The following is an 11,769-nucleotide window of genomic DNA, read 5'->3' on the forward strand; positions in this document are numbered from 1 at the left end:
GAAATCGGAGACTTGGCAAAGGCAATACACAAAGCAGTTGACTATTGTATTGAAGCAGACCATTTGCGCTCGTTTCTGATTCGAAACCGAGCGGAGGTAGAACCTATGTTGTTATCAGAGGGTACGGTGGAAGAATATGTGGATAGCATGAATGAAGTCAAGGAACAGGAAATTGAGCGGCTGAAAAGAGAACTGTCGAAGGTAACTCAGGAAAAAAATGAGGAAATTGCTCGATTAAAAGCCTTACTTGCAGCAAAAGAAAACAAATAATTAACACAGCAGGAGAAGTTATTATCTAGAGCGGGCGCAGGAAGCGCCCGCTTAAATTTTACACTTAGGAAAACAATGCTTTTACTTCATCCAGTGAAACCTGATAATGTGTAATCTTTGCGGTTTTCTTCTTTACAAGAACAGCAACCTTTATATCCAGATACTTCTCCGTGTAGGAATTGCCCGGTATAAATTCTTTGCCTATCTTTTCTGCATAATTTTCATTATAAACGGTTTCTTCTTTTGTCTTCACTCCGTTTTCTTTGGCAAATTGAATCCGTTTTTGTTCCGGCAGTTCACTCCATTTTTTCATGATTTTATGCATTTGTGTAACCTGCGTATCACGCGTGTCCTCGCTCTGCGTTTCCCCCTGCGCCATTTTGAAAGCTTCCTGTGCTTTATCTTCATTTGCCTTTGTCTTATCCAATGACACTTCAAATAAAACACTGACACCTTTGTACTTCGGATTTGCCGAAATCTCTCCTGTCTTTTTATCGTAACAGAAATTTTCAGCACCCGGTGTCTGGTCACTCACACCTAAATAAACACCATAATTTGCAAAAATATCGAGATTATCACACTCATAAATATAATAGCGGATACCATCAATTAACTGGCTTTCCGAACTTCCGCCCATGACAAAAAGATTATACTGCCACGGTGCCTTTCCCTTTACAAAAGGCGATGCAATCATCCGTTCATCCTTTTCCTTTGTATTTTCTACTGCCACAACATAATACGATTTTTCCTTCGACACACCGGAATTAATCTCCTCGTCAAGCAATTTCTTTCCGCTCACTTTTCCGAGATAGCTAATTTTATAGTCACCTGACTTTTTCGTTACGACCTGCTCCGATAATCCCGCAAATTCCTTTGCCAGCCTATCATTTCCCATCTGCTCTGCTGCCTCATTTGCCGTGAGCAAATGAACCGCTGCATAGGCCGTCGTTCCACCAACAAGCAGACACAACGCAATGACCGCTGCTTTCATAAAATGACTGCCGGCAAAATTTCTCCGGCGTTTCTGTAAAATCGCTCGATAAATCCTCTCTTTATCTTCTTTCGAGCACTCCATTTTCTGATAAATATCTTTAATCTCCATTTCTATTCCTCCCTGGTCTGATATACACTGCCTCGATTAACTCCGACAGCATTTCCTTCATTCAATTCCTGTTTCAACAATTTCTTTGCTTTCTGCAAATACGTTCGTATCGTAGATTCCGGCTTTTTCAATAATTTTGCAATCTGCACACTATTATAGCCCTCGTAATAATAAAGATACACAACGGTTTTGTACTTCACCGGGAGATTTAACACAAGTTCAAGCATTTCAATTTCATATTCATCATAACGCCCTTTTGTCTCCTCATTTTCCTGCCAGCTTCGATTTTTCCGCCACCAATGTTTCAAAATATTTTTGCAGACATTTCCTGCTGTGACAAGGAGCCACCCTTTTACGTGTTCTTCCTCTTTCACGCGCTCCATTGCCTGATAAAAGCGGCAAAAAGTTTCCTGCACGGCATCCTCCGTGTCCATCTTATTTTTCATATACGAAAAGCAAAGCCGGTACACATCCTGCATATAAGAATCGTATACATTTTGAAATCTCGCTTCCTTATCGACGTCGTATAAAGAATGTTCCACTTTCATCCCTCCTTTCACTTAATATACAATTGGCAATGGATTTGCGTCGAGTTATTTCTGATTTTTTATGCTTAAACTAATCCTGATTTTTCGGAACTGCCAAAAGCGTAAGGGCAAATGGCAGAATTGCGCAAAAGAACAAACCAATTAGTGCCACCAGATAGTGACGGAAGAAAATAAATAAAACTACATACAAAATTAACAGGAAACACTGCAACGCAAGAAGCAGTGTTTTTACCTGCCTGTATTTTTTCTCATCCAGATTTTTTTCCAGTTCAAAACCATTCATTAAGATTCCTTTTTCCTGACTTGTTACCGCCGTATGAACTGCACTTATAATAAGTGCCAGTGTACCAATCACATAAATTGCTATTGCTCCATGCCATTCCATACAAACACCCCCGTTATTTAAAATAAAATCCGGCAATTAAATTTTCTGTATCCAGAGAAATCGTATACACAATCTGACGCTTGCCATAGTCTACAGCCACTTGATAAACCTTCAAATCCCATCCTGCCTGAGTGGTTTGTGTCACACTTAATAACTTCTCATTTTCTGCTTTTTCAATCATCTGTGATGAAGCTATTTTTTGTGCATCTTCCCAATTTTTCTTAGAAAATGCCGCCTGCATTTTCGCATCACACCGAGCGATAAATTTTTCATATGCGCCATCCGAAAAATCGGTAATTACCTCTCGTACAACATCAGGAATTTTCTCGATTTTCTGAGTTTCAACATTCTTTGTCAACTGCTGCCCGCTGTTTTTTTCGTGCGAGTGTGCAAACCAAACACCTGCCGCCACACAAGCAAATAAAACAAGCACTGCCACGCTGCCAATTAAAATTCTTTTCCCTTTTTGTATGCTCCGTCCATCTTCATTAAATTCACTAACAAACTGCTCCGGTGTTCCCCACTCCTGCCTTATCTCCTCCCAGCTCTTTCCGCCTTCTTTCGCACTCGCAATGTCTGACTCAAGCTGTCGCAGTATCTCTCGTTTTTTGTCCGCTTTACAATGCAGGAGCCGCTTTATCTGTCGTAAAAATTGTTGTTCTGTCATTTGCCGTTCCCCCTTAATAATTCATCCACTTTCTTTTCAAACAAAGTCCAATGCTCCTTTTGAAACAAAAGTCTCTCTCTCCCCTTCTTTGTTATTTCGTAATATTTCTTGGGTGCCTTGCCATCTTTCGGCTCAGACCAGCTGCTTTTTGCAAAATCATTGTCCTCCAAGCGGTATAAAATCGGATATAGCGTTCCTTCTTTTAAAGCAAAAAAATCCTCGCTCGTCCCTTTTAAGGTTTGTATCATCTCATACCCATACATACTCTTTTTTGCCAAAAGTTCAAGAACCAGCATCTCTAATACACCCTTTTTTAACTGTTGTTCAAAACTCGCCGTATGCCCTCACCTCTTAACTGTTTAGTATTACTAAATACATTGTATCGCTTAGGTTTAGTTCTGTCAAGTTTGAAAATAGGCCTGTTTGTGTCAATTGTTCATTGGCACTTTTTTAGTTTCCGTAATTACGCAGAAATTACTGGAAACCAAAGAAACTAGCAGCGAACAATTGTCACAAACTCCGCAGGAATTGCTTATGGTTTCTGCGGTCACACGGTAAGGTGATTCCGTTACCATCATTGCTATCTTTTCTGCAAGTTCTATATCATAAGCTTCCAGTATGAAAGCAACAACTTTTACCCTTGTAAATGCTTTTCATATTTTCCAACCACAGACATCCCATCTTTTACAATTACAAATGCATGCTCATCCACTTCTTTTAATTCCCGCTTTAAATGAGCACATTCATATTTGGACAAAACAACAATAACCATATATGTATTTTCTTCCGTATAACCGCCTTTTGCTTCCCACCAGGTCGCATCGCGGTGATATTCATTGACAATGTAATCAATAATCTTCAAAGGCTTCTTTTTAGTAAATATAACCACTTCCGTGTTAATATTCTGCGTATGAGCCCGATCCGTCATCAACATACTTACTGCCGAATATATAATGCTATATACTGCCGTAGGAAGTCCGAACAATACTGCACAAACAATATAAATAACTGCATTTACCGACAGTGACACTTTACCAACACTAAATCCTTTAAACCGTTTGGTAAAAATCATACCAACAATATCCAAACCACCGCTTGATCCACCGGATTGCAATGCTATCCCAATTCCTGTTCCTCCAAAAATTCCACCAATTATGCTTGCAGTAAGGGAATCCCTTACAATTGGTATCGCCGGTATCGGAATCAAACTAAGAAACAATGTTTGACTCACCACACAAACCAATGTCCGAAAGAAAAATTTCTTACCGACAAATACATAGGCAAGTACAAACAATGGAATATTCAAAAGCATGTTAATAATACCCGCAATATCCGTTGTCCCGGATGCCAAATGAAAATAACGCACCAATACCGTACGAATCACCTGACTAATTCCCAAAACACCACCATTATAAAGATTTGCCGGTACGATAAAAAGATTAATACCCGCTGAAAAAACTAACATACCAACCACTGCAACCACATTTCGCTGCCAAAATTCCCGCTTTGTATTCATATCATCGCCTCTTTTCTCAAAATGTATGTTTTGCGCCGCATTTCTTTCTCTTATTTTAACAAATTCTTTCTTTTTTTGCTAGTTATGAACTTATAACCTTGAATAAATATGGTGGGTGTAATTGCCAATCCCAGAATAGTTGCATACTCTATTCCACTTAATGGAGTTACCTCAAAAAGTATCTGCAATCCCGGCAGAAAAAGCACTGCAGCAAGTAGTAATGTTCCCGCTGCAAAAGCACCGATGCTCCATAGATTTGTAGAAAATTTCAAATCTACCAGCGAACGCTCGCTCCGACAGGTAAAACCGTGAAATAACCGTGCCAATGTCAGGGTAGCAAATGCCATTGTAGCCCCCATTGCATCGCTCCTATTCAACCCTATACAAAAAGCTGCCATTGTTGCTGCTGCAATAAGCGCACCATAGCCAAAGAGATGGCTCACAAATTTTCCTGTAAGAATACCTTCCTCCGGGTTTCTCGGCTTTTGCTTTAATAGTTCGGGATCCGATGGCTCCATTCCAATGGCAAGTGCCGGCAGCGAATCTGTCAACAAATTTATAAAAAGAAGATGAACCGGTTTGAAGGGTGATGGGAGTGCCGCTACCGAGCAAACAAGTACCGCAATAATTGCAGCCATGTTTCCGGAAAGCAGAAACTGTATTGCATTTTTTATATTGCGATACACGTTTCTTCCATTCAGCACAGCTTTAATGATGGTAGCAAAATTATCATCTGCTAAAATCATAGAGGAGGCATCTTTTGATACTTCTGTTCCTGTAATTCCCATTGCCACGCCAATATCTGCTTTCTTTAGTGCCGGTGCATCATTTACTCCATCCCCTGTCATAGCTACAATGCGGCCTTTCTTTTGCCAGTTTCTCACAATTCGTATTTTGTTTTCCGGTGAAACCCTTGCATAAACAGAAATTTCTTCCAAAAGCCCATGTAATTCTTCGTCACTCATAGCATCTAATTCCTGTCCCGTCACCGCCAAATCATCTTTTTGGAAAATGCCTATCTTTTTTGCAATTGCCTCTGCTGTTACTTTATGATCTCCGGTAATCATAACTGTGCGAATTCCAGCCTGTCTGGCTGTCTGTACAGCATCCACTGCTTCCTCTCTCGGTGGATCAATCATTGCTGCCAAACCGACAAAGATAAATCCATTTTCCTCCTCCAACGTCAGTTTCTTGCCCTCATTAACCTCTTTATATGCAAAAGCAAGTACTCGGAGACCATTTTCAGAAAACTTCTGATTCTGTTGCAAAATTTTCTCTTTCATCTTGTCAGTCATATCACGATTTCCACCAATCTCGGCACATTTTACGCATCGTTCCAGTAAAACATCCACTGCACCTTTCGTTAGTATCATCGTTATACCATGCAGGCGGTATTTGGTGCTCATAAGCTTACGTTCTGAGTCAAAAGCAAGTTCTTCCATTCTTGGTATCATTTCACGAATGACCTCTTCCGAAATTCCAGCCTTTGTCAATCCGGCTTTTTGTGCCATTGTCAAAAGACAGCTCTCTGTGGGATCTCCAATTTCCTTTTTCATTTGAACGGAGGCGTCATTATTCAAAATCGCGTTGTACAAAAAAATTCTGTGAAGCGGTTCCGTTAGCTTAAGGCTCTCTGGCTTAACAACAGTATGATTAATATATATATCTGTTACCGTCATTTTGTTTTGTGTCAGCGTTCCTGTCTTATCCGAACAGATTACCGACACACACCCGAGGCTTTCCACCGCTTTTAATTCCTTAATAATGGCATTCTCCTCTGCCATTTTCCTTGTTCCCATGGCTTGCACAATCGTAACAATAGAACTAAGCGCCTCCGGAATTGCCGCCACAGCAAGAGCCACAGCAAACATTAATGAATCCAGTATTGGCTGTTTCTGACAAATTCTCAGCACAAACACTATTGTGGAAATAATCATGATTACAATAGCAAGCTTTTTCCCAAAATCATCTAAACTTTCCTGCAAAGGTGTTTTCCTCTCTTGCGTGGCATTCATGAGTTCCGCAATCTTTCCCATCTCCGTCTTCATTCCTGTCGCCGTTACTAACACCACCGCACGTCCCTGCGCAACCAATGTACCGGAATATACCATGTTGATTCGGTCTGCCAATGCCGCCTCTTCCTCAATAGCATCTTCTGATTTATCCACATTTGTGGATTCCCCGGTAAGAGAACTTTCATTAACCTGAAGCGAATAATTATCCAAAATGCGTCCATCTGCTGCAATCATGTCCCCTGCTTCCAGAAGAAGAATATCCCCTGGTACAATCTCTTTAGAAAAGATTTTCATTTTTTTACCATCACGAAGTACTTTTGCATGTGGTGATGAAAGTGCCTTGAGAGAATCAAGCGACTTTTCTGCCTTGAGATATTGAACCGTTCCAAGCACAGCATTCATCACAATAACAACAAAGATTACAACCGTACTCTCCATATTTCCGGATAACATCGACACAACTGCGGCAATCATTAAAATAATAACCAGCAAATCCTGAAACTGCTCCGCAAAAATGCGCACCGGACTTTTTTTCTTTGTTGCTTGTAACTGATTTTCCCCTATTTTCTGCCTTATTTCCTGCACCCTGCTTTCTGTCAGGCCTTTCTCCGAGACATGTTGGTTTTGGAGTATTTCTTCCCTGGTCATCCGGTAAATTTCTTTCATCTTTTCTTTCCTTTCTCTGATTAATAACAATTTCAAAGTTCGCAGCCCGCCTCAATAAAAAAAGACTTTTTGTGCATGCAAAACACATGCACAAAAAGTCTTGTTCAACAAATCTAATTTGTTCCGTAAATTCCGGATTCTTTCAAATCGTACTGACGAAATCTACACCTCACCTTTTGGCGCGGAACTACTCCCTCTTTGCGGGTTGTTCTTATCTTATCACATATTCTTTTCCTTGTAAACAGTTATAATCCTTTGGAACGGTTGTATGCAGCACAAATCATATTTGAGTTTTTAATCAAAATGTGCATTGCAAAAAACTGTCCGATACCACACAGAAAAGCGCCAAAAATGCACCACATCAATACGGTCGTACCGTTTTCCTGGAAATTTAAATTGTAACGAATGGCGTTTGCCGCTAAACGATTTCCCAATTTGTAGTACCAGTAATAAGCATAAATACCGCAGGTAATGAATGACAGTAAAATAAATGCAACAAGTCCCGAAGTCTGCTCGCCATCTCCCTCGCAGGCAATATTAACTTCCTCAGCCAATTTGTAAATGAAGTAATAACCGTATATGCCACAGGTAACCAGTGAAAGTAAAATGTATGTAACAAGCGAGCGGTCTTCTTTTAATCTGCCGCCGGAATATGGTGGAGGTGTACTTCCCGTTCCTCCTTGGAAATTCTGCTTCACATCTTCAAAAGCATTTCCTAATTCCTGTTCACTTTTGTTAAACACATCCTCTGCTGCCTGTTTTACCTTTTCTCCTGTTGAACACGGTTTACCACAAGACGGACAGAATTTTGTTCCATCCGGGACTTGTGCACCGCAATTTGCACAAAACATATGTCTCCTCCTTTAGCTTAAAATTTTTTGAATGAGTAAAACCATACATCCCTTTGCCGGTTCAAACACAACCACCTGATGGTCCCCCCATATCATTCTATACAAATAAACAATAACATATAACGCTATCATTGTAAATATAAAACCTTTGTAAAACACTGGTTTTATGCGCTTTTTCAATAGAATGACAAGTAATATAACCGGTGGCGTAAAAAATAAAGGATGAAAATAAAATGCCCGTGCAAAATCCAGATGAAAAACTGCCATCCACGCTCTGGACATTCCGCATCCTGCACACGAAATCCCGGTCAGAAATTTAATCGGGCACGTGATGCCAAAGCCCTCTAAAACTAAGTATAACAACACAACCGCCGCAATTGCTGAAATAATCTGAAACCGGTTTTCTTTCTTCTCCAACTTACAGCTCCTTCCTAATGCTTTCCTCCTGATATTTTGTCATAATATCTGCGTTTGTCTTCATACATCCTTTTATCCGCTTCTCGCAGCAGATTTTCAAATGGCTCTTTCGCATTCTTCCGGTAAGCAAATCCATACGCCATACTAACTTCCTTCAATTCAAGATATACAAGCATTTTATCAATTTTTTCATTCACTGCATTTAAATCCACATCAAACAGCACAATCACAAACTCATCACCGCCCACGCGGTACACATTCTCATTGCCAAAGCAGGCAAACAAAACTTCTGCCGCATCACACAAATATTTATCTCCTGCCTCGTGCCCTTTCGTGTCATTTTTCTTTTTCAGTCCATTCAAATCACACATAATGAGGGCAATCGACTGATTTTTGGCAAAGTCTCCATCATAGGCAAACGACAGTGCTTTTCGGCTCCGGCAGCCGGTAAGCTGGTCACGCAGCGCATTTTCCTCAACTTCTCTGGCATAATTTCGGATACGAATCATCATGGAAATGACAAACTCCATCATATTTATCATAGTAGAAATATTGTCCATCAATTCCACCGGCGGATTATCCACTCCATAAAAACCAATGTATTTACCATTAACTTCAATTGGCCCTGTCACCAAAGTCCGAATTCCCTGTGGTTTCAAAATATGATACAGTGACTCACTCACTTTCCGATACTCCTCTATATCATGTATCATAATGTTGTGTGATTTTTCATACTCTAAAAACCACGCATCCAGCATTCCCTCATAAGGCACCCGCTGTAAATTATCAATTTGCTCGGATACACCTTCTCTACACCACTCGTAGGTATTTCGAAATGTACCATCTAAATTATCTTCAAAAATATATGCCCGGTCGGAATCCAGATTTTCACAAATATACTTTATAATCTGCTGTATAATATAATCCGGTGACTCCGCCGATGATGCATATCGTATCATATCTGTAATAAATTTTTCATAATTCCTTTTCATTCCGGCACTTCCTATCTTGTGTATTTATAAATCAGTTCCCGTATCTAAAACGGCCTCCATTTCATCAATATGCTCCAAGAACAAATCATCAATTTCCGCATCAAAATGCGTTCCCCGGCTTTCCTTCATAATCGCCATCGCTTTTTCCTTGGAAAATCCATCTTTATAGTGGCGTTTGGAACGCAGCGCATCATATACATCTGCCACCCCCATAATTCGTGCAGAAAGCGGTATCTCCTCACCGCGAATTCCACACGGATAGCCGCTGCCATCATATTTCTCATGGTGGTACAGTGCCATATCATGTGCAATCTGATAATAAGCATCGGATTCCATTCCCTGAATTGTATTCTCTAATATTTTGGCTCCTTCCGCCGGATGCGCCTTCATAATGGCAAATTCTTCATCCGTAAGTTTTCCTTCCTTCTGCAAAATACGGTCCGGGATAGCAATCTTTCCAATATCGTGCAGACGTGCGGCTGCCGCCGTCATCTCTGCATATTCATCCGTAATTTTATCGGCAAATCTCGCATCTTTTTTCATCACATTGACAAGTACCGTCACTAAATTTCCAGTATTTTTAATATGAAGTCCGGTAATTCCATCCCTCGCCTCAATCATCGCTGCAAAACTGGCAATGATATCACGCTGAATTTTGACTACCTCTTTGGTCTTAACATCCAAGTCATGCTGCAAACGCTCCGTATAATAATAGTTGTCCGTAATTTCTGTAATGACAATCATTCGCCCATAATATTTATCATCGCGGTAAATACCATGCTTGGATACTTCATATACACATTTTTCACTATTTTTGTGTTCTAGAAGTGAACATTCATCTAAAAATAAATTTTCTGACTTCGCAGCAAGATCTTCTAAATATTGTAACCCCTCACTCCGCTCTTTCTGCAGCTTTTCCAATATCTTTTCTGCCTCCGGGTTCGTGTAAACCAACCCGCCATAAATATTGAGAACAATTAAGCCATTGGACATATACTCCACCGCTTCCTGTTGTGCCAGACGCAGCGTGTCAAATAACTTATACTTGCGAATGAGCCGCTGAAACAAAAACACTGCCACCAGATACGCCAATGTTGTCGAATCATATCCGTCTGTCAGTTTAAACAAAAACAATACCAGACAAAGGAACGTAAGCAGCACCATAACAAGCAGTACCGTTACCTGCTTGCGCATAATTTCTGATTTGTCTTTCCGATATTTCTGAACGCACACGTAAAAGGTAGAAAAAACGAAATATAGTACAAGAATAATATACAAGTTGTAAAACAATCCATGTCCCAGTACCAAATGCGGAAAAAGTCCATCTTCTGTATAAGAAATGGATGAATAAAAAAGCGAATGATGTTCATTGGTAAATACCAATGCCGCCACAAACACGCTTATGCCAAAAAATAAATTTACCTTTTTTTTACTAAGTTTTACCCCGCAATACTCCATTACAAAGAGGTACATAATAAATATAATGAACGGTTTTCCTAAATATGTAAATTTCAAAGACTGCATTGCCAGTTCTTTGGTCGCCGCCTGCATTTCCAGCGTATACCCGGCAATATTAAATACCGTAGCATATAAAAGCATCACAAGAAGCGTCTGAATCCGCGAACTGTGCTGTCTGCTTACATATAAAATTTCAAAAAACAGTGCTGCCATTCCCACATACTGAATTACCAGTAAAATCCAATACATAAAACCCCCTCTTTCCTGCACCAGTTTTATCTATCGTTTTCCCTCTTTTGAAATAAAAATCCCGGTGCTGTTTTTCCAATTATCAAAATAACAATTACTCCGATGATAATGTTTGGCAGCATATAAGAACCATTGTAGATTAAGCTATAGTAAGCAACGCTCCAACCCTTTGGTGCATAACTTCCCCACAAAAGCCATCCGGATAAAAAGCTGCACAGAAAGCGCAGTGCTCCGCATATCGCCGTTCCAACTGCCGCACCTATAAGCTTATTCTTAAATAGCGGAAGAAAAAGCCCTGCCAGTCCAAGTACCGTAAAGGCAAAAAGATAATCTAACAGTACACATCCAATCATCGCAGGAATCGTAGCGCAGTACATTACATTACTAAAGCCTAATATAAGCTGAATGATACCATGTACGGCTGCCGTAAATGTTCCCCATTTCACTCCATGACGAAGTCCCATAATGACTAACGGAATCATTTCCAGTGTAATGCTTCCGCCCATCGGCATATCATAAAGTTTAATATAACTAAGGACAAACGCCATGGCAATCATTAATGCCCCTTCAACTAACAAAAAAGTTTTCTTCGATGTATCTGTATTCATAATAATTCCTCTTTTCCGCGCACAC

Annotated in this window: 12 protein-coding genes and 1 pseudogene; 1 reads left to right on the forward strand and 12 read right to left on the reverse strand. The window is 40.1% G+C overall.

The features are described 5' to 3' along the window. Positions 1–270 (forward strand): annotated as a pseudogene (locus DW019_RS15200) (D52 family tumor protein); the annotation flags it as partial. A gap of 64 nt (positions 271–334) precedes the next feature. Here the strand turns inward: DW019_RS15200 and DW019_RS13465 are convergent. The 12 genes from DW019_RS13465 to thiT form a co-directional block, all read right to left on the reverse strand. Continuing rightward, positions 335–1,372 (reverse strand): hypothetical protein, encoded by a 1,038-nt coding sequence (locus DW019_RS13465; RefSeq protein WP_118443908.1) that lies wholly within the window; start codon positions 1,370–1,372, stop codon positions 335–337. Between the two features lie 2 nt (positions 1,373–1,374). Further along, positions 1,375–1,914 (reverse strand): sigma-70 family RNA polymerase sigma factor, encoded by a 540-nt coding sequence (locus DW019_RS13470; protein ID WP_182431150.1) that lies wholly within the window; start codon positions 1,912–1,914, stop codon positions 1,375–1,377. Between the two features lie 76 nt (positions 1,915–1,990). Then, the gene (locus tag DW019_RS13475) at positions 1,991–2,305 is read right to left on the reverse strand and encodes a hypothetical protein (RefSeq protein WP_118443910.1); all 315 of its coding nucleotides are present in this window, start codon (positions 2,303–2,305) and stop codon (positions 1,991–1,993) included. Positions 2,306–2,318: 13 nt separating this feature from the next. Next, positions 2,319–2,972, reverse strand: coding sequence for a DUF3887 domain-containing protein (locus DW019_RS13480; protein WP_118443911.1), 654 nt, complete (start codon positions 2,970–2,972; stop codon positions 2,319–2,321). Then, complete coding sequence (locus DW019_RS13485; protein ID WP_022377532.1) at positions 2,969–3,268, reverse strand: PadR family transcriptional regulator; 300 nt, start codon at positions 3,266–3,268, stop codon at positions 2,969–2,971. Before DW019_RS13485 ends, DW019_RS13480 begins: the two co-directional genes overlap by 4 nt. Before the next feature lie 338 nt (positions 3,269–3,606). Further along, entirely contained in the window at positions 3,607–4,488 is an 882-nt protein-coding gene (locus DW019_RS13490; RefSeq protein ID WP_117478808.1) for a YitT family protein, read from the reverse strand. Between the two features lie 50 nt (positions 4,489–4,538). Continuing rightward, positions 4,539–7,169 (reverse strand): cation-translocating P-type ATPase, encoded by a 2,631-nt coding sequence (locus DW019_RS13495; protein WP_118443912.1) that lies wholly within the window; start codon positions 7,167–7,169, stop codon positions 4,539–4,541. A gap of 245 nt (positions 7,170–7,414) precedes the next feature. Beyond that, complete coding sequence (locus DW019_RS13500; RefSeq protein WP_118443913.1) at positions 7,415–8,020, reverse strand: DUF4234 domain-containing protein; 606 nt, start codon at positions 8,018–8,020, stop codon at positions 7,415–7,417. 12 nt (positions 8,021–8,032) lie between these two features. After that, positions 8,033–8,437 (reverse strand): DUF2752 domain-containing protein, encoded by a 405-nt coding sequence (locus DW019_RS13505; protein WP_118443914.1) that lies wholly within the window; start codon positions 8,435–8,437, stop codon positions 8,033–8,035. 14 nt (positions 8,438–8,451) lie between these two features. Further along, the gene (locus DW019_RS13510; RefSeq protein WP_118443915.1) at positions 8,452–9,429 is read right to left on the reverse strand and encodes a GGDEF domain-containing protein; all 978 of its coding nucleotides are present in this window, start codon (positions 9,427–9,429) and stop codon (positions 8,452–8,454) included. Between the two features lie 24 nt (positions 9,430–9,453). Further along, positions 9,454–11,136, reverse strand: coding sequence for an HD domain-containing phosphohydrolase (locus tag DW019_RS13515; RefSeq protein ID WP_118443916.1), 1,683 nt, complete (start codon positions 11,134–11,136; stop codon positions 9,454–9,456). A 26-nt stretch (positions 11,137–11,162) separates the two neighbouring features. Then, complete coding sequence (gene thiT / locus DW019_RS13520) at positions 11,163–11,744, reverse strand: energy-coupled thiamine transporter ThiT (RefSeq protein ID WP_118443917.1); 582 nt, start codon at positions 11,742–11,744, stop codon at positions 11,163–11,165. Positions 11,745–11,769 lie beyond the last annotated feature (25 nt).

Source organism: Clostridium sp. AF37-5, from assembly GCF_003477605.1.
GTDB lineage: Bacteria > Bacillota > Clostridia > Lachnospirales > Lachnospiraceae > Eubacterium_F.

Bases quoted from the DNA above. Each gene is read 5' to 3' on its own strand.
- DW019_RS13465 (WP_118443908.1), bottom strand. From the start codon at position 1,372: ATGGAGATTAAAGATATTTATCAGAAAATGGAGTGCTCGAAAGAAGAT.
- DW019_RS13475 (WP_118443910.1), bottom strand. From the start codon at position 2,305: ATGGAATGGCATGGAGCAATAGCAATTTATGTGATTGGTACACTGGCA.
- DW019_RS13480 (WP_118443911.1), bottom strand. From the start codon at position 2,972: ATGACAGAACAACAATTTTTACGACAGATAAAGCGGCTCCTGCATTGT.
- DW019_RS13485 (WP_022377532.1), bottom strand. From the start codon at position 3,268: ATGCTGGTTCTTGAACTTTTGGCAAAAAAGAGTATGTATGGGTATGAG.
- DW019_RS13490 (WP_117478808.1), bottom strand. From the start codon at position 4,488: ATGAATACAAAGCGGGAATTTTGGCAGCGAAATGTGGTTGCAGTGGTT.
- DW019_RS13495 (WP_118443912.1), bottom strand. From the start codon at position 7,169: ATGAAAGAAATTTACCGGATGACCAGGGAAGAAATACTCCAAAACCAA.
- DW019_RS13500 (WP_118443913.1), bottom strand. From the start codon at position 8,020: ATGTTTTGTGCAAATTGCGGTGCACAAGTCCCGGATGGAACAAAATTC.
- DW019_RS13510 (WP_118443915.1), bottom strand. From the start codon at position 9,429: ATGAAAAGGAATTATGAAAAATTTATTACAGATATGATACGATATGCA.
- DW019_RS13515 (WP_118443916.1), bottom strand. From the start codon at position 11,136: ATGTATTGGATTTTACTGGTAATTCAGTATGTGGGAATGGCAGCACTG.
- thiT (WP_118443917.1), bottom strand. From the start codon at position 11,744: ATGAATACAGATACATCGAAGAAAACTTTTTTGTTAGTTGAAGGGGCA.